Origin of the sequence: Streptococcus pseudopneumoniae, assembly GCF_001072665.1 — a bacterium.
GTDB classification, from domain to species: Bacteria; Bacillota; Bacilli; order Lactobacillales; family Streptococcaceae; genus Streptococcus; species Streptococcus pseudopneumoniae_S.
This window is the reverse complement of sequence record NZ_JVJI01000112.1, coordinates 35,826-59,708: the sequence shown is the minus strand read 5'-3', so window position 1 is coordinate 59,708 and position 23,883 is coordinate 35,826. Positions and strand designations below refer to the sequence as shown.

Sequence of the window (23,883 nt, the reverse complement as noted above, 5' to 3'; positions counted from 1 at the left end):
CAATATCATTTTATGTTATAATGAAGAAAAAACAGAGGTGTTCAAATGTCAGAAGCAGGTCATAAGTTTTTAGCAAAACTGGGGAAAAAACGCTTACGTCCAGGTGGAAAACGTGCCACAGATTGGTTAATTGCGGAAGGAGGATTTTCAAAAGAAAAGAGAATACTAGAAGTTGCCTGCAATAGGGGAACTACAGCAATTGAGTTGGCACAGCGTTTTGGTTGCAAAATAACTGCTATTGATATGGATGGACAAGCCTTAGAAGTGGCTAAAAAATCTGCTGAAACGGCAGGTGTTGGTCATTTGATCAGATTTGAAAGAGCCAATGCAATGAAACTTCCTTATGAAGATGCTAGTTTTGATATTGTTATAAATGAAGCTATGCTGACTATGCAAGCCGATCAAGCTAAGAAAAAATGTGTAATGGAATATCTAAGGGTTTTAAAACCTGGAGGCCTTCTCTTGACACATGATGTGCTTCTTAAGGAAGCTAAAGAGTCTGTCAGACAGGAATTATCACAAGCAATTCATGTAAATGTAGGTCCCTTAACTCAAGATGGTTGGGAGCAAGTGATGATAGAATCAGGTTATCGTGATGTGAAAGTATTGACTGGGGAAATGACATTAATGAAATTATCAGGTATGATTTATGACGAAGGTTGGCTAGGAACGTTGAAAATTTGCGTAAATGCTTGTAAAAAGGAGAATAGAAAGCAGTTTTTAACTATGTATAAAATGTTTGCTAAGAATAAACAGAAATTGGGTTTTATTGCGATGGCTAGTTATAAATCGTCAAATCGTTAGATAATTATTGAAGTTAACTTTTCTTTTTTTCTTTCTTAAAAAATATGCTATAATAGAGAGTAAAAACTTTGAAAGAAAGAAAAAGATGAATTTAAAAGATTACATTGCAACAATTGAAAATTATCCTAAGGAAGGCATTACCTTCCGTGATATCAGTCCTTTGATGGCTGATGGGAATGCTTACAGCTATGCTGTTCGTGAAATTGTTCAGTATGCGACTGACAAGAAAATTGATATGATTGTGGGACCTGAGGCTCGTGGTTTTATCGTGGGCTGCCCAGTTGCCTTTGAGTTAGGAATTGGTTTTGCGCCTGTTCGTAAGCCAGGTAAATTGCCACGCGAAGTCATTTCTGCTGACTATGAAAAAGAGTACGGTATTGATACCTTGACTATGCATGCTGACGCCATCAAGCCAGGTCAACGTGTTCTTATCGTAGATGACCTCTTGGCAACAGGTGGAACTGTTAAGGCAACCATCGAGATGATTGAAAAACTTGGTGGTGTTGTAGCAGGTTGTGCCTTCCTTGTTGAATTGGATGACTTGAACGGCCGTGAAAAAATCGGTGACTACGATTACAAAGTTCTTATGCATTATTAATGAAAAACAGTCCCTAGGGCTGTTTTCTCTACATTAGGATATAAAAATAGACTATAGCTAGTTAGAGAAAAACTATAATTGAAAACTATATCTTCTTGCAGTATAATAAAAGGACTAAGTGTTTGAGATTTAGTTTCATACTCAATGAAAATCAAAGAGCAAACTAGGAAACTAGCCGTAGGCTGTACTTGAGTACGGCAAGGCAACGTTGACGCGGTTTGAATTTGATTTTCGAAGAGTTTCAAACATATGCAATGATTCCTGAAAGAGTACAGTTAGGAGAGGGTTATGCCGATTCGAATTGATAAAAAATTGCCAGCTGTTGAGATTTTACGGACAGAGAACATCTTTGTCATGGATGATCAACGTGCGGCCCACCAAGATATTCGTCCCTTGAAAATTTTGATTTTAAACCTAATGCCCAAAAAAGTGGTCACAGAGACCCAGTTGTTGCGGCATTTAGCAAACACTCCTTTGCAATTGGACATAGACTTTCTCTATATGGAGAGTCACCGTTCCAAGACGACTCGTGCAGAGCATATGGAGACCTTTTATAAAACTTTTCCAGAAGTCAAGGATGAGTATTTTGATGGGATGATTATCACAGGGGCACCAGTTGAGCATTTACCATTTGAGGAAGTAGACTATTGGGAGGAATTTAGCCAGGTGCTTGAGTGGTCTAAGACCCATGTCTATTCGACCCTTCATATCTGTTGGGGAGCTCAGGCTGGACTCTATCTTCGCTATGGAGTGGAAAAACACCAGATGGACAGTAAGTTATCGGGTATCTATCCTCAGGACACTTTAAAGGAAGGGCATCTTCTCTTTAGAGGATTTGACGATAGCTACGTATCCCCTCATTCTCGGCATACGGAGATTTCTAAGGAAGAAGTCTTAAATAAAACCAATCTTGAGATTTTATCAGAGGGCCCGCAGGTTGGGGTTTCGATTTTGGCCAGTCGGGATTTACGAGAAATTTATAGTTTTGGGCATTTGGAGTATGACCGTGATACCTTGGCAAAAGAGTATTTTAGGGATCGTGATGCAGGTTTAGACCCACATATTCCAGAAAATTACTTTAAGGATGATGATGTTAATCAGACACCTTGTCTTTGTTGGTCTTCATCAGCAGCCCTCTTTTTCAGTAACTGGGTGAATTATGCGGTCTATCAGGAAACCCCTTTTGACTGGAGAAAAATAGAAGATGATGCATCCGCATTTGGGTATTTATAAGAGGAATTATGACATATTTAGACGCTTTTAAATCAGGGAACTTGGTTTTACCGAGTGCCCTGCTCTTGCATTTTAAGGAACTCTTTCCTTCTAGCGACGATTTTCTGGTCTGGCAATTTTTCTATTTGCAAAATACGACAGGCTTGGATGAAATGTCGCCAAGCCAGATTGCTGAAAGGATTGGCAAGGAGATTTCGGATGTCAATCAGGCCATTTCCAATCTGACGGAGAGGGGACTGCTTCAGTATCGAACCATCGAATTAAATGGTGAAATCGAATTGCTTTTTGATGCTAGTTTAGCTTTGGAACGTTTGGATGACTTGTTTGGAGTTGCTCATTCGAATTCAGATCAGTTGACACCTCAAAATCAACTCAAGGATTTGGTGGAAACCTTCCAACAGGAGTTGGGGCGCTTGTTGACGCCTTTTGAGATTGAGGATTTGACCAAGACACTAAAGGAAGATGGAACCAGTGCTGACTTGATTAAGGAAGCTCTTCGTGAAGCGGTTTTGAATGGAAAACCAAACTGGAAGTACATTCAGGCGATTTTAAGAAACTGGCGCCATGAAGGTGTCAAGAGTGTGGCTCAAATCGAGGCTAAACGAGCAGAGAGAGAAGCAAGCAATCCTCAGTTGACACAGGTATCTACAGATTTCAGAAATGCTATGGATCTCTGGAAGGATTAATCATTGGAAGCAAGCTTGAAATCCGAGTAAGATTTGCAAGCTGTGTCTAATTGTGATAAAATAAATAGAAAATAAATTGAAAAAAGAGGTATGTGAAATGTCACGTAAACCATTTATCGCTGGTAACTGGAAAATGAACAAAAATCCAGAAGAAGCTAAAGCATTTGTTGAAGCAGTTGCATCAAAACTTCCTTCATCAGATCTTGTTGAAGCAGGTATCGCAGCTCCAGCTCTTGATTTGACAACTGTTCTTGCTGCTGCAAAAGGCTCAAACCTTAAAGTTGCTGCTCAAAACTGCTACTTTGAAAATGCAGGTGCTTTCACTGGTGAAACAAGCCCACAAGTTTTGAAAGAAATCGGTACTGACTATGTTGTTATCGGTCACTCAGAACGCCGTGACTACTTCCATGAAACTGACGAAGATATCAACAAAAAAGCAAAAGCAATCTTTGCAAACGGTATGCTTCCAATCATCTGTTGTGGTGAGTCACTTGAAACTTACGAAGCTGGTAAAGCTGCTGAGTTTGTAGGTGCTCAAGTATCTGCTGCATTGGCTGGATTGACTGCTGAACAAGTTGCTGCCTCAGTTATCGCTTATGAGCCAATCTGGGCTATCGGTACTGGTAAATCAGCTTCACAAGACGACGCACAAAAAATGTGTAAAGTTGTTCGTGACGTTGTAGCTGCTGACTTTGGTCAAGAAGTTGCAGACAAAGTTCGTGTTCAATACGGTGGTTCTGTTAAACCTGAAAACGTTGCTTCATACATGGCTTGCCCAGACGTTGACGGTGCCCTTGTTGGTGGTGCGTCACTTGAAGCTGAAAGCTTCTTGGCATTGCTTGACTTTGTAAAATAATCGACTCTTTATCAACATTATTGGGTTGAAGAAAAACTAAAATCGAGAAAGGACAAATATCGTCCTTTCTTTTTTTCCACCAAAGCAGCAAATGTAGACCATTTTATTCGAACTCTTCCTGGTGGTTATAATATAGAGATGAATCAAGAGTCAAGAAATATTTCCCTCGGGCACAAACAACTGTTGAGCATCGTGCGTGCTCTCCTAGACAATCCTAAAATTCTCATTTTGGATGAAGCGACTTCCTCTATTGATACCCGTTTGGAACTCTTGATTCAAAAAATCACGAAACGATTGATGAAAGGAAGGAACAGCTTTGTCATTGCACACCGCCTTTCGACCATTCAAGAAGCAAATAAGATTCTCGTTCTTAAGGATGGACAGATTATTTAGCAGGGAAATCACGAAAGTGTACTCCAAGCGAAAGGTTTTTTATTATGATCTTTACCATAGCCAATTTTCAAGCCAATCTGATTAAATCAGCTAATAAAATAATGTCAAACTTTTCTTAAATTATCAGTCTATTGCAACTTTTCTCATGTGAGTCATTTGGCTTGCTATTGGTTTTACTTAGTAGTATACTAAGGTAGTAATCATTAAGAAGTGGTTACAAATAATAATGAATGAGGTAAAATAAAATGGTAGAATTGAAAAAAGAAGCAGTAAAAGACGTAACATCATTAACAAAAGCAGCGCCAGTAGCATTGGCAAAAACAAAGGAAGTCTTGAACCAAGCTGTTGCTGATTTATACGTAGCCCACGTTGCCTTGCACCAAGTGCACTGGTACATGCGTGGTCGTGGTTTCCTTGTATGGCATCCAAAAATGGATGAATACATGGACAGCCTTGATGGCTATCTTGACGAAATCAGCGAACGCTTGATTACACTTGGTGGCAGCCCATTCTCTACTTTGACAGAATTCCTTCAACATAGTGAAATCGAAGAAGAAGAAGGAGAATTCCGTAGTGTTGAAGAAAGCTTGGAACGTGTCCTAGATGTTTATCGTTATCTCATCACTCTGTTCCAAAAAGCTTTGGATGTTACTGATGAAGAAGGTGATGATGTGACAAACGATATCTTTGTTGGTGCTAAAGCTGAACTTGAGAAAACGGTTTGGATGCTTGCGGCAGAACTTGGACAAGCACCTGGTTTGTAAGATAAATGCATCCCTTTCTATCATGAGTTTCTGTATCACTACTCATGATAAACTATCTTTTAAAAATCATGTAGCAGACAAAGTTACATGATTTTTTCTTTGCTTCTCCGGCGACTCATTTGTCAAAATGCTGATTTTAAGGTATAATAGTTGCTGTTCGAGAAATTTTGATTTTCAAAGAATAGTGAATGATGATAAGGAGAAACCATGAACAACTTACCAAATTGCCCAAAATGTAACTCAGAGTATGTCTACGAAGACGGTGCCCTACTGGTTTGCCCAGAGTGTGCTTATGAGTGGAATCCTGCTGAAGTTGCAGATGTAGAAGAGGGCCTTGTTGCTATCGATGCCAACGGGAATAAATTGGCTGACGGTGATACTGTAACCCTCATCAAGGACTTGAAAGTAAAAGGTGCGCCAAAAGATTTGAAACAAGGGACGCGCGTGAAAAATATCCGCATCGTAGAAGGCGACCACAATATCGACTGTAAAATTGATGGCTTTGGTGCCATGAAACTCAAATCAGAGTTTGTGAAGAAAATTTAAGCATGTCAAAACACTATAAACTTGTATTTTATAGCCGTATCTTCTTGTTTCTAGCGGCTTTTACGGGAGTTTACCTTGAAATCGCCAAGCATGGTGGATTTGGGATGTTGCTCTATTATACGGTTCTGTCCAACCTTTTAGTCGCGATTTTTACGCTCTATCTCCTAAAGGTTATGAGCCGTTTAGGTGAAGACTGGCAAAGACCAAGTCTTTTGCGCTTAAAAGGTGGAGTCACCATGAGTATCATGATTACCTGTGTGATTTACCATTTCCTATTAGCGCCTATTGCGACTAATTTCTATACCCTAGAAAATTTCCTTTGCCACTATATCGTTCCCCTCTGGTTTTTAGCAGATACCCTCTTTTTTGACAAACAGGGTCAATACAAGATTTGGGATCCAATTGTGTGGACGATTTTACCCTTGCTTTATATGATTTTTGCTCTTTTTAATGGCTTGGTACTGAAACTTGATGTTCCTAATTCTAAGGTCAGTCCCTTCCCTTACTTCTTTTTGAATGTGAGCAAGGGTTGGGATGTCGTGTTCAAGTGGTGTCTGATTATCTTTGTTGCCTATATGGTGGCAGGATTTATCTTCTACTTTATCAAGCAAATCAAGAGAAAGTCATCCTAAGATACAAGGGATTTATTTTCGAGTTTAAGAAGGAGTCTATACACCAAAGAGGCTTCTTCTTTTCTTGCCTGTTTGATAACTATCAAAAAAGTAGAAGATTAAGAGAAATATAGAAAGAGATTTCATGAAACAATTTTTAGAACGGGCCAGTATTTTGGCTCTCTCCCTCGTTTTGATTACATCCTTTTCCATCTCGAGTGCTCTGCCAGCCATGTTTGACTATTATCAAGGTTATCCTAAGGAACAAATTGAGCTCTTGGCGAGCTTGCCTTCCTTTGGAATCATGATTATGTTATTACTAAATGGTTTCTTAGAAAAAATATTTCCTGAGCGATTACAGATTAGTTTGGGCTTGCTAATATTATCTCTTAGTGGAATCGCACCTTTCTGGTATCAAGCCTACCCCTTTGTTTTTGGAACACGGATTCTTTTTGGTTTGGGTGTTGGGATGATTAATGCCAAGGCCATTTCCATTATCAGTGAACGCTATCAAGGAAAAACGCGAATTCAGATGTTAGGGCTACGCGGTTCTGCAGAGGTCGTTGGGGCTTCTCTCATTACCTTGGCAGTCGGCCAATTGTTGGCCTTCGGTTGGACAGCTACCTTCCTAGCCTATAGTGCTGGATTTTTGGTACTGACCCTTTATCTGCTCTTTGTCCCTTATGGAAAGGAAAAGAAAGAAGTCAAGAAAAAAGCGAAGGAAGTAAGTCGCTTAACTCGAGAAATGAAAGGCTTGATTTTTACCCTAGCTATTGAAGCGGCAGTTGTAGTTTGTACCAATACAGCTATTACCATCCGTATTCCAAGTTTGATGGTGGAAAGAGGACTTGGAGATGCCCAGTTATCTAGTTTTGTTCTTAGTATCATGCAGTTGATTGGGATTGTGGCTGGGGTGAGTTTTTCTTTCTTGATTTCTATCTTTAAGGAAAAATTGCTCCTCTGGTCTGGTATTACCTTCGGCTTAGGGCAAATTGTGATTGCCTTGTCTCCATCCTTGTGGGTGGTAGTGGCAGGGAGTATTCTGGCTGGTTTTGCCTACAGTGTAGCCTTGACGACGGTCTTTCAACTGGTCTCTGAACGAATTCCAGCTAAACTCCTCAATCAAGCAACTTCATTTGCTGTATTAGGCTGTAGTTTCGGAGCTTTTACGACTCCATTCGTTCTAGGTGCGATTGGCTTACTAAGTCACAATGGTATGTTGGTCTTTAGTATCTTAGGAGGGTGGTTGATTGTAACCTCTATCTTTGTCATGTACTTACTTCAAAAGAGAGCTTAGGATTGGTTTCCTAAGTTTTTCTTTTTGTGAATTTTGCACCCAGACAATATTTGTTTTTGAACCTTGTTTTCAGATTATTTTCTTGATAAAATAGAAGTTATGACGAGATATAAAGCAACTATTTCCTATGATGGTTACGCCTTTGCGGGCTTTCAACGCCAGCCCCATGCGCGTAGCGTTCAGGAAGAAATAGAAAAAACCTTGACCAGGTTAAATAAGGGGCAAGCTATTACTGTTCACGGTGCTGGTAGGACAGATAGTGGGGTTCATGCCCTGGGACAGGTGATTCATTTTGACCTGCCTTATCAAATGGATGAGGAGAAGCTCCGTTTTGCTTTGGACACCCAGTCCCCTGAAGATATTGATGTGATTTCGATTGAGCTTGTGGCGGATGATTTTCATTGCCGTTATGCCAAGCACAGTAAGACCTATGAGTTTATCGTGGATAGGGGCCGTCCCAAGAATCCTATGCGCCGTCACTATGCCACTCACTTTCCCTATTCACTCGATGTGGAACGCATGCAGATTGCAATCAAAAAGTTAGAGGGAACCCATGATTTCACTGGCTTTACAGCCTCTGGGACTAGTGTAGAGGATAAGGTTCGAACCATCACAGAAGCTAGTTTAACAGTTAATGAGACAGGTCAGTTTTTGACCTTTACCTTTTCAGGAAATGGTTTCTTGTATAAGCAGATCCGCAATATGGTGGGGACGCTGCTCAAAATCGGCAACAACCGTATGCCAGTAGAGCAGATTGACCTCATCTTGGAGAAAAAGGACAGGCAGCTTGCAGGTCCCACTGCAGCACCAAATGGTTTATATTTAAAGGAGATTCGTTATGAAGAATAATCGCATTTTAGCACTTTCTGGAAATGATATTTTTAGTGGTGGTGGCCTGTCAGCTGATTTGGCTACCTATACTTTGAACGGCTTGCATGGCTTTGTAGCAGTGACTTGTTTGACAGCCTTGACAGAAAAAGGATTTGAAGTCTTTCCAACTGACGATACCATTTTTCAACATGAATTAGATAGCTTGCGTGATGTAGAGTTTGGGGGAATTAAGATTGGTCTTCTACCAACTGTCAGCGTAGCTGAGAAGGCTTTGGACTTTATCAAACAACGCCCAGGAGTGCCTGTGGTATTGGACCCTGTCTTGGTCTGCAAGGAAACACACGACGTAGCTGTAAGTGAACTCTGCCAAGAGTTGATTCGCTTTTTCCCTCATGTCAGTGTGATTACTCCTAATCTTCCTGAAGCAGAATTACTAGCAGATCAAGAGATTAAAACCCTTGAAGATATGAAAACTGCAGCGCAGAAATTGCATGAATTAGGAGCGCCAGCAGTCATTATCAAGGGAGGTAATCGCCTTAGTCAGGACAAGGCTATGGATGTCTTTTATGACGGACAAACATTTACAGTCCTAGAAAATCCCGTCATTCAAGGGCAAAATGCTGGTGCAGGTTGTACCTTTGCCTCTAGCATTGCCAGTCACCTAGTCAAAGGTGATGAACTTTTACTAGCAGTAGAAAGCTCTAAGGCTTTCGTTTATCGTTCTATTGCACAAGCAGATCAGTATGGAGTAAGACAATATGAAGCAAACCAAAACAACTAAAATCGCCCTTGTATCCCTATTAACCGCCCTCTCTGTGGTTCTAGGTTATTTCTTAAAAATTCCAACACCGACAGGCATTCTAACTCTTTTAGATGCGGGTGTCTTCTTTACGGCCTTCTACTTTGGTAGTCGTGAAGGGGCTGTAGTAGGAGGACTAGCAGGTTTCTTGATTGACCTCTTATCAGGCTATCCTCAGTGGATGTTCTTTAGCTTGGTTAACCATGGCTTGCAGGGATTTTTCGCAGGATTTAAAGGAAAAACTCAGTGGTTAGGCCTTGTCTTAGCAACGATTGCCATGGTAGGGGGTTACGCCTTGGGTTCTACTTTGATGAATGGCTGGGCAGCAGCCCTACCAGAAATTCTACCAAATTTCATGCAAAATATGGTAGGGATGATTGTAGGATTTGTAGTTTTTCAGAGTGTCAAGAAAATAAAATAAAAAGTCAGCTATAGGTAGCTTGATACTCAGCAGTCTAAATAATCTGAGTTCACTCACCTTATAAAATTTATAGCAAAATCTTAAAAGGACAGTTGATAATATACTGTCCTTTTTTGTTGATATATATTTTTTTTAGGATGAACTTTATTTGGAATTTACTAAAATAGGAAAAGTTTTATAATAAATTTCCTATGAGTTTTTATTATTAGTTATCAGTCACTTTTTAAAGCAATCACCTAAATAAGATCTATTAACTAAAACTGGTATTTTTCCTTCCGAATCTTAAAAGCAGTTTCACCACCTTCAAGAATATTCACAACTTGATTCATAACTTGTTTGTTATCAATCGATCCGATAGCATGTCCATTAATTTTGCCTTGTCCATCTTCTTCAACAAGTCCAATAATTAGTTCTGCATCACCAAAGACAGGAATGTTGGCATTATGAGTAGCAAAAATATATTGACGATTTGTTTTATTATTCCTAATTGAGGCAACTAAGCTATCTGCAATATAGGCATTATCAAGATTATCCTCGGGTTGATCAATAATTAAAGGATCCCTATTTTCGACTAATAGAATATTTAAGAGGGCCGTACACTGCTGACCTTTTGATAAATTATCCATAGATTTGAATTTATCTCCAACTTTGAGAGAAATATTAGTAATATCACCTAGAATGAGCTCTTCTAATTTCCAACATTGTTCATTAGTTAATCTACAAACTTTCTGCGATGTGTTACTAGTTAAGTTATATTCTTTAGCCAACTCAACCGGCCCTTTCCGAATATTCTCGATAAAAGTAATCATGTCAAAATTTTTGTAATCACTAATAGATTGAATTGATTTATCGCCAATTCCTTCAATTTTTTTGAGTTCCTCCAACAAAGATTCTTTATTTTGTAGGCAATCGATTTCTATTTTAACTAATTTGCCTAGATTGGATTTATCCAGCTTTTTAATTCGTTTAGATACTGCGTTAATATATTCTATATTAGCCTCTTTGCAATTCTCTAAAAGTTCTTTTCTAACTTTCTTTAACTTCTCCAACTCTTCTTTAGTTGCTTCAATTTTCAATAGAATAGGTTTTGAATCATTAATTTCTTTCAGCAGGCTACGATATTCTTCGAGCACTTCTTTACTATTTTTATCTTGTACTTCTGGAATGTCTTTGAATATTTTCTTGAATTTTATTTCTTCATTTTGCTTATATTTCCCCCACGACTCTTTTGTTTTTGAAACCTTTTCTTTTAGAGATGAAAATATCTTTTCTTGTTGTTTGAATATTATTTGACTTTCTCGATTATATTCATCTATAGAGTTAATGAGATTTGTTAAATCATCATTTTCTTTTCTGTCTCCTTCATTAATTATTGATTCTATTACAATCTCATTATCTGTAATTACATGATCACAGATAGCATCAGATAGTATAGATATTTTAGAGTCTATAGCGGTAATTTTAGTTATAGGAGCAATCTTTTCCTCTAACCCTGTTATAGAATTATAGTGTCTTAATTGTGATTGTTTCGCAGGTAAATCACTAGTATCTTTTTCTAATTTTTCTAGATTATTTGAAACTCTTAGAAGCTCCCGTGTATTTTCATTAAGAGATTCATATGCTTTTTTTCTTTTGTTAAGTATCTTTGAATCTATACAAATTAATCTTTTGACCGATTCGGTAATTCTTTTTTTGGATTTTATAACTTCAATTAATTCGTTTTGAGCATACACTTCTAAATTAGGCAATATTTCATCAATAGATAAATCAGATATTTCTCCGTTTTCATTTCTAATAGTAATATTTTGTTTATATCTCCTGCTAATATTAAATTGCTGTCCATTTTGCGAGTATGAAGTAATCGTTAACTTAACTTCGCCACCAGTTCCAAGATTCGACTCGGCAAAGGAGTCTATGTATTTTTCAAATTCTTTTGTGTAATGATATTTATCCAAACAATAAATAATTAGATTTATTAATGTAGATTTACCAGTTCCTCTACCTCCTATTATAGTAGAAACTTCATCAGAAAATGCAACAGCTAAGCCATCTAGGTATCCCCCAGATATAGAAATTTCGTCAATAGTGCTCTTATAGCATTTTTTTTCAGTACTGTTTAATTTTATCCTAGATTCCGAATCTTTAAATGCCATTTTAAATGCTTGAAAAGATAACTCTGACATTTTAACAAGTACACTAGCCACAGGCTTAGACAAATCTTCAGGCGATTCTATATCTGATGAGTTGATATATGCAATAGGTTTATTTCGTTTATAATTTGTATCCGTATTTTGAATTATATTTTTATAATTTGGGTCAATATTTTCTATGCTATTCGGAATTTGTGCAACAGAAAGAAGTTCATTTTTCCATATATGATTCATTTTCCCAATTTTAAGTATGCCATTGTCACCTGTAATATGGGCTGCATACCAGAAACCATCATTATCTTGAACTTTTTTAGCAATTTCTAAACATGAAAGATTGCTAGATTCAGTTCCATTTTTAATATCTGTAGGCAAGCCTAGTTGACCTAAAATCCTATTTAGTCTTGAATTATCGAATTCAGGTGAGAATAAACAAACCATATGAATTTTTTCAGCCGAAGAAATTTCAAACCCTGGTAAAGTTAAAATACCATTTTCAGACAGATAGGTTCGAAGGCTTGTAGAAGAGTCGATACTACCATGGTCTGCAAGGCCAACTACTTTTATTCCATTTTTTAAACACTCCTCAAGTATCTTTTTGTTATACTCTTCTTCATCAATAATAGTTTTTCCTCTAAACTTTGAATAAGAATATGGGTTTACTTGCAATGCGCATTTATAATATCTTGCATAATGTTTTTCCATAATATTTACCTGACCTTTGAATGTTAGTTTGAACTATCGCGAATTATTTTAAAAGCTCACGCATAAAGTTATTTTTAAGCATATTCAAATTAAAAACATTTTGAATGTGTTCAAATGCTTCGGAGAGTGGTAAGTGAGTAGTTTTCCAACCTTGTCCATCTGTCACCCAGATAAACTCAATGTCATCTTTTAATTCTTTAATAAACTGATTAAGTTTAGTAAATTCACCAGCAACCGCTTTAAGTTTACTTCCACTGCCACCATAGTAGTTCGTTTCAATGAGCCAAACTTTATGACGTTCCCTAGAATAAACAGCTACATCAAAGCGCCGTTCTGATTTATCTACTAGCACCTCAATACCCCAATTTGATTTAATAAATGAGGCAGTTGCTTGAGCTTTCCATTTAAGTCCTTGTTTTTGAGCTATTTTTGCAACGTGTCGTTTTAAGATACCTTCCATTATTGTGCCACTACGATTTTTACGAGCGTTACTATCCAAACCAGCCTCTACACCATAAACATAATCAACTAAAGAACGGTTCACTTTATTTTGGAGAAAATCTAATAAACCAGATTGTTCCGCAAAAACAACATAATCCACAATTTGAGCTGACTTTTTGCTTGTCTCTAAGTTTAATCAAAATAAAGTAAATCTTTGCTGGTGCTTGTAAAGAGGTCAAATCCATCCTTAGTAACAACACCGCAGTCTTCGATACGGACACCAACTTTACTAGGGATATAGATACCTGGTTCAACAGAGAAGCACATGCCTTCTTCGATGACCATGTCGTTTCCTTCCATGATAGATGGGAATTCGTGAACATCCATACCGATACCGTGACCGAGACGGTGGTTGAAGTACTCGCCGTAACCAGCTTTTTCGATGACTTCGCGAGCGGCGCGGTCCACTTCATGGGCAGTTACACCTGGCTTGATAAAGTCAAGTGCAGCTTGTTGGGCTTCAAGAGTCAAGTTGTAGATATCTTTCTTGAATTGGTCTGGTTTGCCGACAGCGACTGTACGCGTCATATCTGACGCGTAGCCATTGACGAGGACACCAAGGTCAAAGAGGAGAAGAGCATCATTTTCCACCTTGTTAGCTGCTGGGATACCGTGTGGATTTGCAGCATTGTCACCAGTTAAGACCATGGTATCAAAGCTCATTTCATAACCTTCACGTTTCATAGCAAAGTCGATTTGTGCAATGATATCTGTCTCCGTCTTATCAAGAGAAATATTGTCAAAACCAACATGAACAGCCTTGTCAGCATAGAGACCTGCAACCATCATTTTTTGCACCTCGTCAGCTGATTTGATGAGGCGCATGCGTTGGATACGAGGAGTGAGGTTTTCAAACCCAGCAGTTTCAAAGACTGTTTTCAAGCCATGGTATTTGGTCAAAATGAGATTGTCAAACTCAACAGCAACGCGTTTGAAGTCGTGCTGTGGAAGAGCATGTTTCATTTTTTGCCATGGGTTTTCAGAATCCACATAGCCGACAACTGGGAAGGAAACGGTGCTACTCGCACGTTCCACTTCAAGGGCTGGGACAAAGAGGAGAGGTTCCTGATCTGCTAGAACAAAAAGGAACATTTGGCGTTCATGGGGATCACTGTAAAAGCCAGTGAGGTAATTGATAGTGACGGGGTCAGATACGACAGCGACGTCTAGTTTTTCTGATTCAAGATATGTTACGATTTGTTGTAATTTAGACATATGCTACCTTCTTTCTACCCCTCTATTTTGGCAAAAAAAGAGAGAAAATGCAAGGGAGAAGGGTAAAAGAACAGGCAAAAAGAACTCCGAAACGATAGCGGAGTTCTTTGATATGGTTTTCTTTGGTTTAAGAAAAGTCAGCCTTGCTTTTCACATCACTGTATTCTTCAGCGATTTCTTGACTGAGGATGTCCTCATAGGCAGGGAGTTGGATGTCCTGTCCGTACTTTTTCTTGAGAGCAGTAGTGACTAGGCGATAGGCCAGATTAGCATTACGAGAGAGGATAGGTCCGTGGAAGTAGGAACCAAAGACATTCTTATAATGAACCCCTTCGCCGATCTTTTCTTCGTTGTTTCCATTTCCATAAACCACTTGTCCCAGCGGTTTTTGGTCATCAGAAAGGAAAGTACGGCCTTGGTGATTTTCAAAGCCATAGTAGGTTTCATCGAAATCTTCATTATGAATCTTGATGTCACCGATAAAGCGGTTATTGGTCTGGTTGAGGGTGTAGTGCCCCATGACCCCTAGCCCTTCGATACGTTTTCCTGAAGCCTCAACATAATATTGGCCCAATAGTTGGAAACCACCGCAGATAGCAAGAACCACACCGTCGTTTTGGATGTAGTTGTCAATGCTCTCTTTTTTAGCAGGTAGATCGTCTGCGATGATACTTTGTTCAAAGTCTTGACCTCCACCGAAAAAGGCGATGTCATAGTGGTTTTCATCAAAGTCATCATGGAGAGAAACGATGTCAACCGTCACATGGGCTCCCAGCTTTTCAGCCACATACTTGAGCATGAGGATGTTTCCATTGTCCCCGTATGTATTCATGAGGTTTCCATAGAGGTGGGCAATGTTGAGCTGATAAGGGTAATTGCCAGTTTTTGAGGAAAGTGAAGTATAAACCATTAGTTCATCTCCTTTCTAACAATCTGACGACTAGCCAGCAGTTCGCGGAATTCAAGCATAGCAGTATAAGTTGCCAGAATATAAGCATGCTTGCAGTCTTGGTTTTCAATGGTCTTAAGAACTTGTTCCAGACTACTTATTTCAGTGATTTTCTCAGCTGGATAGCCTGTCACTCGGAGGCGACGTGCGATTTCAGAATGACGAACACCGCCAGCGTTAATTTCTGGAATATCCATCTCAGTGATTTGTTCAAAATCAGCATCCCAGATCCAGCTGGTATCAATTCCATCTGCATAGTTGGCATTTAGGAGAACAGATAGGCTAAATGGATAAGGAGCTAGCTTAATCATTTCAATCGCCTGAGTTGCACCGACAGGATTTTTAATCAAAACAAGGGTGCATTCCTTGTCACCGATATGGAAGGTTTCTTGGCGTCCAAAGACAGCACGGCTCTTATCAAATCCTTGCTTGATGAGTTGTGAATCTGCGCCGAGGAAACGGGCGATGGCAACCGCTGCTAGGGCGTTGTAGATATTGTAGAGTCCACCGATTTGAATACCGTATTCTTGTCCGTCAATGACAAAGCGAGAGCGATTGTTGGTCAACTCAACTAGTTCTGTCAAGCGATAGTCGAGATCAGGACGTTTACATCCACAGCCTTCACAGATATAGGCACCCAAGTTTGCATAGGTATTGTGCTCATATTTGAGGATGCCTTGGCAGTCAGGGCAGAGAATTCCTTCTGTATTGTAGTGAGCTTCTCGAGCGGGTCCTTTTTCTAAGTCAAAACCAAAATACTGTACAGGATTTGGAATAGCTGGCTTGTAGAAAAGTGGACTGTCTCCATTAAGGAGAACAGTAGCCGTAGGCACTTTACGAATAGCATCCAAAATCATCTTGTAAGTTGTGTAAATCTCACCATAGCGGTCCATCTGGTCACGGAAGATATTGGTGATGACAAATAAGCTTGGCTGGATATAGTCACAGATACGAGATAGACTGGCCTCGTCGATTTCTAATACTGCAATGTTTTTTCCAGTTTTAGAAGATTTGGCAGTCAGGAAAGTTGTCGCAATCCCTGTAATCATGTTGGCACCGCTTGGATTGGTCAGAACTTGACCATAAACCTCTTTTAAAATGCCGACAGTGAGGGCAGTTGTCAAGGTTTTTCCGTTGGTTCCAGTGATCACGACAATCTCGTAGTTCTTAGCTAGGTTTTGTAAAATATCTTTATCAAATTGAAGGGCGACTTTTCCTGGAAGCGTACTCCCTCGGCCAAGACGGCTTAAAATGAAGTGGGAAGAACGCCCGGCAAGAAGGCCCAAAGTAGTTTTTAATTTCATGTTTCTATTATATCATAAAAGAAGGAAAAGACAGATTTGAGATTTCGCAGAAATAAAAACAGCCCAAGGAGAGCTGTTCGATATGATTAAATCTCAACTTAAATCGCAAACAAGTCATTCAAGTTCTCAGCCAAGGTTGGGTGAGTGAAAATTTGTTTTGTGAAGTAAGTGTAAGGAATCTTGTTGTCCATAGCAACAGTGATGATGTTGATGATTTCTTGAGATCCTTCTGAGAAGATGCTTGCTCCAAGAATTTCTTTTGTTTCAGTATTAACAACAGCTTTGAAAGCTCCGCGAAGGTCTCCGTTTACGTGACCACGAGGCATTGCTGCAACAGGGATTTCCTTAACGGCGTATGGAAGTTTCAAATCAGCTGCTTGGCTTTCAGTCAAACCAACTTGTGAAAGGGCAGGTGTGATAAACATGGTGTTTGGTACATTGAGACGATCTTCAAGTGTGTAGCTGCCATCTCCAGCAAGGTAGCTGTAAACAACACGGAAGTCATCAAGTGAAATGTAAGTAAATTGAAGGCCACCGTTGACATCTCCAACTGCAAAGACACCAGGAACGTTTGTTTGACAATGTTTGTCTACTTTAATAGCGCCACGTTCAGTTAGTTCAATATCTGTATTTTCAAGTTGAAGTGGTTCTACATTTGGTTTGCGTCCAGTTGCGTAAAGAAGGGCGTCGAAACGGTAAGTTTCGTTTTCAGTCACGACGAGCACTTGGTCACCGTCGTTTTTGATTTCAGTAGTACGGATGTTTTGAAGCAATTCAATACCGTCTTCTTCCATGTATTGTTTAGCAAGAGCTGCGATGGAAGGTTCTGCACGAGGTAGGAAAGTATCCAAGGCATCTAGGACTGTAACCTTGCTTCCTAGTTTATTGTAAAGGCCAGCAAATTCAAGACCGATATTTCCGCCACCAAGAACACCAAGTTTTTTAGGCAATTTGTCCAAGTTTTGGATACCTGTTGAGTCAAAGACGTTTTTGCTTGTAGCAAGTCCAGGGATTGGCAAGACGTTTGAAACAGCACCAGTGTTGATGACGATTGTTTCAGCAGTCAGTTCTTTCTTTTCATCACCAGCTTGGATTTCGATGACTTTATTTGAAAGGAAGTGAGCTTCCGCATCAAAGATATCTACGCCTGTACCAGCAACAGTCGCATAGTTTTTACCGTTGAGGCGACCAGTGATAGTGTTTTTGGTAGCAATGACTTCTTCAAAAGACAAGTCTTTTTCAGCAGCAACTAGCAAAGTCTTAGTTGGGATACAACCAATGTTGATACAAGTTCCACCGTACATGGCTTTGCTACGTTCAATGAGGGCAACTTTTTTGCCAGCTGAAGCCAATTTACCAGCTAGTGTTTTACCAGCTTTACCAAATCCGATAACGATTAAATCATAAGTTAACATTTAGAGTTCCTCCTATTCGAATTTCATTCTAGCACAAGAAAAAAACTTTTGCACAATTCTGCTACGCTTTAAAAAAGTTTATGAAATAGTGGAAATTACAGCCTTACTTTCTCAGAAAAATCGTTTACATGACTTTATCGACGGATTTAACTATCTTTTGCTCTGGTCTTGTGTTATACTAGATAGGTTGCAAAGAAAACAGTACTTTTCTTTTGTGGAAAAGAAGCAACACGATTTTATATCCAGTATATGAAAATACGTCATAAAAAGAAAAGTATAAACTAAGCCCTATAGGGTGGCTTCGCACCACCTTTAGAAAGAAGAATAACGTGAAATTTAATGAATTAAACTTGTCTGCTGATTTGCTAGCAGAGATTGAAAAAGCTGGTTTTGTTGAAGCCAGTCCGATCCAAGAGCAAACTATTCCCTTGGCCCTTGAAGGCAAGGACGTTATCGGTCAAGCTCAGACTGGTACAGGAAAAACTGCAGCCTTTGGCTTGCCAACCCTTGAAAAAATCCGTACAGAAGAAGCGACCATTCAAGCTTTGGTTATCGCTCCAACACGTGAACTTGCTGTCCAAAGTCAAGAAGAACTCTTCCGTTTTGGTCGTAGCAAGGGAGTCAAAGTCCGTTCAGTATATGGCGGATCAAGCATTGAAAAACAAATTAAGGCTCTAAAATCTGGTGCCCATATCGTGGTGGGAACACCTGGTCGTCTCTTGGACTTGATTAAACGCAAGGCCTTGAAATTACAAGACATTGAAACCCTTATCCTTGACGAAGCGGATGAAATGCTCAACATGGGCTTCCTTGAAGACATTGAAGCGATCATCTCCCGTGTCCCTGAAAGCCGTCAAACCTTACTTTTCTCAGCAACAATGCCGGATGCTATCAAACGTATTGGTGTTCAGTTTATGAAAGAGCCTGAGCATGTCAAGATTGCGGCTAAGGAATTGACAACAGAATTGGTTGACCAGTACTATATCCGTGTTAAGGAACAAGAAAAATTTGATACTATGACCCGTCTTATGGATGTGGAACAGCCAGAACTTGCTATCGTATTTGGTCGTACAAAACGTCGTGTGGATGAATTGACTCGTGGACTGAAAATCCGTGGCTTCCGTGCAGAAGGAATTCATGGAGACCTAGACCAAAACAAACGTCTTCGTGTCCTTCGTGACTTTAAAAATGGCAATCTTGATGTTTTGGTTGCGACAGACGTTGCGGCGCGTGGCTTGGATATTTCAGGTGTGACCCATGTCTATAACTACGATATTCCACAAGATCCTGAAAGTTATGTTCACCGTATCGGTCGTACAGGTCGTGCTGGCAAGTCAGGTCAGTCTATTACTTTCGTATCACCAAATGAAATGGGCTACCTCCAAATCATTGAAAACTTAACCAAAAAACGCATGAAAGGTCTTAAACCTGCAAGTGCAGAAGAAGCCTTCCAAGCAAAAAAACACGTAGCTCTTAAGAAAATCGAGCGTGATTTTGCAGATGAGACTATCCGTGCCAATTTTGAGAAATTTGGTAAGGATGCTCGTAAGCTAGCTGCCGAATTTACTCCAGAAGAATTGGCAATGTATATCTTGAGTCTGACTGTTCAAGACCCAGATAGTCTTCCTGAAGTGGAGATTGCACGTGAAAAACCACTGCCATTTAAACCATCAGGTAATGGCTTCGGTGGTAAAGGTAAGGGAGGTCGTCGTGGAGATGACCGTCGTGATAATCGCCGTGGAGACAACCGTCGTGATAATCGCCGTGGAGACAACCGTCGTGGTGGTCGTCGTGATGATTTCAAAAAAGGAAGTCGTGGCAATGATCGTTTTGATAAGGAAAAACGTTACCGTAATAAAGACAATAAAAAACCACGCAATACTTCAAGTGAAAAGCAAACAGGATTTGTTATTCGTAACAAGGGCGATAAATAAGAAAAAGCGGTTCAAAATGAATCGCTTTTTTATATAAGGAGACCGAATGGAAAAAGAAAGATAAATAAAATAGATATATTATCTTCTTGTGATATTATAATACACAAAAATAGGGAGCTTGTCAATAGAAAATAAGCAATTTAATTAAAAATATTCTTGTTTTTTCAAATTGCAATTAAATAAGCAATTTTCAGATAATAATTGAAAATTCAAGCTGTTTATGTTATAATGATAGCGATTAAATTCGAGGTGAAAAATGGCACATTTATTAGAAAAAACTAGAAAAATTACTTCTATCCTGAAGCGCTCAGAGGAGCAGTTGCAGGAAGAGCTTCCCTACAATGCGATTACCCGTCAATTGGCAGATATTATTGACTGTAACGCCTGTATCGTTAATAGCAAGGGACGTCTCCTTGGTTATTTCATGCGTTACAAAACCAATACAGATCGTGTAGAGCAGTTCTTCCAAACTAAAATTTTCCCGGATGACTATATTCAAGGTGCGAACATGATCTACGATACAGAAGCCAATCTGACAGTTGATCATGATTTGAGTATTTTCCCTGTAGAGAGTCGTGCCGACTTTCCAGATGGTTTGACAACGATTGCACCGATTCATGTATCAGGGATTCGTCTTGGTTCTTTGATTATTTGGCGCAATGATAAAAAATTCGAAGACGAGGACTTGATTCTTGTTGAGATTGCGAGTACCGTTGTCGGAATTCAACTCCTCAACTTCCAGCGTGAAGAAGATGAGAAAAATATTCGCCGCCGTACTGCTGTTACCATGGCGGTTAATACCCTTTCTTATTCAGAACTCCGTGCTGTTTCAGCAATTTTAGGGGAATTAAATGGAAATGAAGGGCAGTTGACTGCGTCTGTGATTGCAGATCGTATCGGAATCACTCGCTCTGTGATTGTCAATGCCCTTCGTAAACTTGAGTCTGCAGGGATTATTGAAAGTCGCTCACTTGGAATGAAGGGAACCTATCTTAAGGTCTTGATTTCAGATATTTTTGAAGAAGTGAAGAAAAGAGATTACTAATGGCAAAGGCTTTAATTTCGATTGATTATACAGAAGATTTTGTTGCTGATAGTGGGAAGCTGACAGCAGGTGCTCCAGCTCAGGCGATTTCGGATGCCATCAGCAAGGTGACTCGATTAGCTTTTGAACGCGGAGATTACATCTTCTTTACCATTGATGCTCATGAAGAAAACGATTGTTTCCATCCAGAAAGCAAACTATTTCCTCCTCACAATTTGATTGGGACTAGTGGACGGAATTTATACGGAGATTTGGGGACCTTTTATCAAGAGCATGGTTCAGACAGTCGTGTCTTTTGGATGGATAAACGCCATTACTCAGCTTTTTCAGGGACTGACCTGGATATCCGCTTGAGAGAGCGTCGAATTTCTACAGTTATCTTAACAGGAGTCTTGACGGATATCTGTGTCCTGCATACAGCTATAGATGCCTATAATCTAGGATATGACATCGAGATTGTTAAACCAGCTGTTGCTTCCATCTGGCCTGAAAATCACCAATTTGCCCTTGGACATTTTAAAAATACACTTGGAGCTAAGTTAGTAGATGAAAATCTAAATGAAATTTCTGAGTAATTTGGTTGATGAAATGAAAAAAATTGAAAAAAAGTGTTGACAAGCATCCTAAAAGTTGATATACTAGTAAAGTAATCGACGCGGGGATGGCGGAATTGGCAGACGCGCAGGACTAAGGATCCTGTGACCGCTTTAGGTCGTGAGGGTTCAAGTCCCTCTCTCCGCATAGGATAAGAGTTAGCTTAGGCTAGCTCTTTTTTATCTAATTCAAGTAGAGCAAAAAATTTTTGCTCTTTTTTTGTATTTCATAAACATTTCATATTTGGATTTTATAATAGTCTTACAAATATGGAGGTGACAAATGAATCCGATCCAAAGAGCTTGGGCTTATGTCAGCAGAAAACGACTGAGAAGTTTTATTTTATTTCTGATTTTATTGGTCCTATTGGCTGGAATTTCAGCCTGTTTGACTCTGATGAAGTCCAACAAAACAGTTGAAACCAATCTTTACAAATCACTCAATACCTCTTTTTCTATTAAGAAGATAGAAAATGGTCAGACATTCAAGTTGTCAGACCTAGCATCTGTAAGCAAGATTAAGGGACTGGAAAATGTTTCTCCTGAACTCGAGACGGTCGCAAAACTAAAAGACAAGGAAGCAGTGAGTGGCGAGCAGAGCGTGGAACGTGATGATTTGTCCGCTGCGGACAAGAACTTGGTTAGCTTAACGGCACTTGAGGATTCATCCAAGGATGTCACCTTTACCAGTTCAGCTTTTAATCTAAAAGAAGGGCGACATCTTCAAAAAGGGGATTCAAAGAAAATCATCATCCACGAAGAGTTGGCTAAGAAGAACGGTCTTTCGCTTCATGACAAGTTTCGCTTGGATGCTGGACAGTCAGAAGCTGGGAAAGGACAAACTGTCGAGTTTGAAATCGTCGGAATCTTCTCTGGTAAAAAACAAGAGAAATTTACGGGCTTGTCTTCTGACTTCAGTGAAAACCAAGTCTTTACAGACTATGAAAGTAGCCAAAGCCTTTTGGGAAATGGTGAATCTCTAGTCAGTGCAGCGCGCTTTTATGTAGAAAATCCTAAGGAAATGGACGGACTCATGAAGCAGGTAGAAAACTTGTCTTTGGAAAATCAAGGCTATCAAGTCGAAAAGGAAAACAAGGCTTTTGAACAAATCAAAGACTCAGTTGCAACCTTCCAAACCTTTCTGACCATTTTCCTTTATGGGATTATGATAGCTGGAGCTGGAGCCTTAATTTTGGTCTTGTCTCTCTGGTTGAGAGAAAGGGTCTACGAAGTGGGGATTTTACTGGCACTTGGAAAAGGCAAGAGCTCGATCTTCCTACAATTCTGTTTAGAGGTAGTTTTGGTATCTCTCGGAGCTTTGCTTCCAGCATTTGCTGCAGGCAACGCAATCACAACTTACCTACTCCAAACCCTACTAGCAAGTGGAGACCAGGCAGCCCTACAAGACACGCTAGCTAAAGCAAGCAGTTTATCAACTAGTATCCTATCTTTTGCAGAATCCTATGTTTTTCTAGTTCTGCTTGGTTGCTTATCTGTAGCTCTTTGTTTCCTATTCTTATTTAGAAAATCGCCGAAAGAAATTTTATCATCTATTAGTTAAGAAGGAGAAATCATGACTTTATTACAATTACAAGATGTTACCTATCGTTATAAGAACACTGCTGAAGCAGTCCTATATCAGATCAATTATAATTTTGAATCCGGGAAATTTTACAGTATTATTGGTGAGTCAGGAGCAGGAAAATCCACACTCCTGTCCCTACTTGCTGGTCTAGATAGTCCTGTTGAAGGTTCTATCCTTTTTCAAGGAGAGGACATTCGTAAGAAGGGCTATTCTTACCATCGCATGCACCATATTTCCCTGGTCTTTCAAAATTATAACTTGATAGATTATCTTTCTCCACTGGAAAATATCCGCTTGGTCAACAAAAAGGCAAGTAAGGATACACTTCTTGAGCTTGGTTTGGATGAAAGTCAGATCAAGCGGAATGTTCTCCAGTTATCAGGGGGTCAACAGCAACGTGTTGCCATTGCTCGCAGTTTGGTCTCAGAAGCTCCAGTCATTCTTGCTGATGAACCAACGGGAAATCTGGACCCTAAAACTGCTGGAGATATTATCGAACTGCTCAAATCACTTGCCCAGAAAACAGGTAAATGTGTCATCGTCGTAACTCACAGCAAAGAAGTGGCACAAGCGTCAGATATTACACTTGAGTTGAAAGATAAGAAACTAACTGAAACTCGCAATACTACGAAATAATACGAGCTTTTTCTC

At 39.5% G+C, this 23,883-nt stretch carries 22 protein-coding genes, 1 tRNA gene and 2 pseudogenes; 19 read left to right on the top strand and 6 right to left on the bottom strand.

Annotated features, from left to right (window positions below):
* Positions 1–45 precede the first annotated feature (45 nt).
* The 13 genes and pseudogenes from ADH52_RS06730 (at position 46) to ADH52_RS06670 (ending at position 9,839) form a co-directional block, all read left to right on the top strand.
* Entirely contained in the window at positions 46–804 is a 759-nt protein-coding gene (locus ADH52_RS06730; protein WP_049510675.1) for a class I SAM-dependent methyltransferase, read from the top strand.
* A gap of 85 nt (positions 805–889) precedes the next feature.
* Positions 890–1,402, top strand: coding sequence for an adenine phosphoribosyltransferase (locus tag ADH52_RS06725; protein ID WP_049510674.1), 513 nt, complete (start codon positions 890–892; stop codon positions 1,400–1,402).
* A 288-nt stretch (positions 1,403–1,690) separates the two neighbouring features.
* On the top strand, positions 1,691–2,635 hold the full coding sequence (gene metA, locus ADH52_RS06720; protein ID WP_049510673.1) for a homoserine O-acetyltransferase MetA: 945 nt from the start codon (positions 1,691–1,693) through the stop codon (positions 2,633–2,635).
* 8 nt (positions 2,636–2,643) lie between these two features.
* Positions 2,644–3,321: a DnaD domain-containing protein gene (locus tag ADH52_RS06715; protein ID WP_049510671.1), complete on the top strand. Its 678-nt coding sequence runs from the start codon at positions 2,644–2,646 to the stop codon at positions 3,319–3,321.
* Positions 3,322–3,418: 97 nt separating this feature from the next.
* Positions 3,419–4,177, top strand: a complete 759-nt coding sequence (tpiA, locus tag ADH52_RS06710) for a triose-phosphate isomerase (protein ID WP_000087893.1) — start codon at positions 3,419–3,421, stop codon at positions 4,175–4,177.
* Between the two features lie 72 nt (positions 4,178–4,249).
* Positions 4,250–4,655 (top strand): annotated as a pseudogene (locus ADH52_RS11015) (ATP-binding cassette domain-containing protein); the annotation flags it as partial.
* A 160-nt stretch (positions 4,656–4,815) separates the two neighbouring features.
* Positions 4,816–5,334, top strand: coding sequence for a Dps family protein (locus ADH52_RS06700; RefSeq protein ID WP_049510669.1), 519 nt, complete (start codon positions 4,816–4,818; stop codon positions 5,332–5,334).
* Between the two features lie 207 nt (positions 5,335–5,541).
* Positions 5,542–5,880 carry a zinc ribbon domain-containing protein YjdM gene (locus tag ADH52_RS06695; RefSeq protein WP_001061596.1) on the top strand — a complete coding sequence of 113 codons (339 nt, stop codon included), beginning with the start codon at positions 5,542–5,544 and terminating at the stop codon, positions 5,878–5,880.
* 2 nt (positions 5,881–5,882) lie between these two features.
* Complete coding sequence (locus ADH52_RS06690; protein ID WP_049510667.1) at positions 5,883–6,512, top strand: Pr6Pr family membrane protein; 630 nt, start codon at positions 5,883–5,885, stop codon at positions 6,510–6,512.
* Positions 6,513–6,636: 124 nt separating this feature from the next.
* The gene (locus tag ADH52_RS06685; RefSeq protein WP_049510666.1) at positions 6,637–7,788 is read left to right on the top strand and encodes an MFS transporter; all 1,152 of its coding nucleotides are present in this window, start codon (positions 6,637–6,639) and stop codon (positions 7,786–7,788) included.
* 99 nt (positions 7,789–7,887) lie between these two features.
* Positions 7,888–8,637 carry a tRNA pseudouridine(38-40) synthase TruA gene (gene truA, locus ADH52_RS06680; RefSeq protein WP_049510665.1) on the top strand — a complete coding sequence of 250 codons (750 nt, stop codon included), beginning with the start codon at positions 7,888–7,890 and terminating at the stop codon, positions 8,635–8,637.
* Entirely contained in the window at positions 8,627–9,400 is a 774-nt protein-coding gene (locus tag ADH52_RS06675; protein ID WP_049510664.1) for a bifunctional hydroxymethylpyrimidine kinase/phosphomethylpyrimidine kinase, read from the top strand. Before truA ends, ADH52_RS06675 begins: the two co-directional genes overlap by 11 nt.
* Positions 9,378–9,839, top strand: a complete 462-nt coding sequence (locus tag ADH52_RS06670) for an ECF transporter S component (protein WP_049510663.1) — start codon at positions 9,378–9,380, stop codon at positions 9,837–9,839. Before ADH52_RS06675 ends, ADH52_RS06670 begins: the two co-directional genes overlap by 23 nt.
* A 254-nt stretch (positions 9,840–10,093) precedes the next feature.
* Here ADH52_RS06670 and ADH52_RS06665 read toward each other — a convergent pair whose 3' ends face one another.
* The 6 genes and pseudogenes from ADH52_RS06665 to ADH52_RS06640 form a co-directional block, all read right to left on the bottom strand.
* Positions 10,094–12,691, bottom strand: a complete 2,598-nt coding sequence (locus ADH52_RS06665; protein ID WP_049510662.1) for a TrlF family AAA-like ATPase — start codon at positions 12,689–12,691, stop codon at positions 10,094–10,096.
* Positions 12,692–12,734: 43 nt separating this feature from the next.
* Positions 12,735–13,298, bottom strand: a pseudogene (locus tag ADH52_RS06660) (DpnII family type II restriction endonuclease); the annotation flags it as partial.
* Between the two features lie 26 nt (positions 13,299–13,324).
* Positions 13,325–14,407, bottom strand: a complete 1,083-nt coding sequence (locus ADH52_RS06655) for a M24 family metallopeptidase (RefSeq protein WP_049510660.1) — start codon at positions 14,405–14,407, stop codon at positions 13,325–13,327.
* A 127-nt stretch (positions 14,408–14,534) separates the two neighbouring features.
* Entirely contained in the window at positions 14,535–15,317 is a 783-nt protein-coding gene (gatD, locus tag ADH52_RS06650; RefSeq protein ID WP_049492357.1) for a lipid II isoglutaminyl synthase subunit GatD, read from the bottom strand.
* Complete coding sequence (gene murT, locus ADH52_RS06645) at positions 15,317–16,660, bottom strand: lipid II isoglutaminyl synthase subunit MurT (RefSeq protein ID WP_049510659.1); 1,344 nt, start codon at positions 16,658–16,660, stop codon at positions 15,317–15,319. Before murT ends, gatD begins: the two co-directional genes overlap by 1 nt.
* A 98-nt stretch (positions 16,661–16,758) precedes the next feature.
* On the bottom strand, positions 16,759–18,075 hold the full coding sequence (locus ADH52_RS06640; RefSeq protein ID WP_049510658.1) for an FAD-containing oxidoreductase: 1,317 nt from the start codon (positions 18,073–18,075) through the stop codon (positions 16,759–16,761).
* 329 nt (positions 18,076–18,404) lie between these two features.
* Between ADH52_RS06640 and ADH52_RS06635 the strand changes: the two genes are divergently transcribed.
* The 6 genes from ADH52_RS06635 (at position 18,405) to vex2 (ending at position 23,868) form a co-directional block, all read left to right on the top strand.
* On the top strand, positions 18,405–20,009 hold the full coding sequence (locus ADH52_RS06635) for a DEAD/DEAH box helicase (RefSeq protein ID WP_049510657.1): 1,605 nt from the start codon (positions 18,405–18,407) through the stop codon (positions 20,007–20,009).
* A 256-nt stretch (positions 20,010–20,265) separates the two neighbouring features.
* Positions 20,266–21,054, top strand: coding sequence for a GTP-sensing pleiotropic transcriptional regulator CodY (gene codY, locus ADH52_RS06630; RefSeq protein ID WP_000940738.1), 789 nt, complete (start codon positions 20,266–20,268; stop codon positions 21,052–21,054).
* Complete coding sequence (locus ADH52_RS06625; RefSeq protein WP_049510656.1) at positions 21,054–21,629, top strand: cysteine hydrolase family protein; 576 nt, start codon at positions 21,054–21,056, stop codon at positions 21,627–21,629. Before codY ends, ADH52_RS06625 begins: the two co-directional genes overlap by 1 nt.
* A gap of 80 nt (positions 21,630–21,709) precedes the next feature.
* Positions 21,710–21,795: transfer RNA gene (locus ADH52_RS06620), tRNA-Leu, on the top strand.
* A 135-nt stretch (positions 21,796–21,930) separates the two neighbouring features.
* On the top strand, positions 21,931–23,208 hold the full coding sequence (locus tag ADH52_RS06615) for an ABC transporter permease (RefSeq protein WP_049510654.1): 1,278 nt from the start codon (positions 21,931–21,933) through the stop codon (positions 23,206–23,208).
* Positions 23,209–23,220: 12 nt separating this feature from the next.
* On the top strand, positions 23,221–23,868 hold the full coding sequence (gene vex2 / locus ADH52_RS06610; protein WP_049510653.1) for an ABC transporter ATP-binding subunit Vex2: 648 nt from the start codon (positions 23,221–23,223) through the stop codon (positions 23,866–23,868).
* Positions 23,869–23,883: the final 15 nt, after the last annotated feature.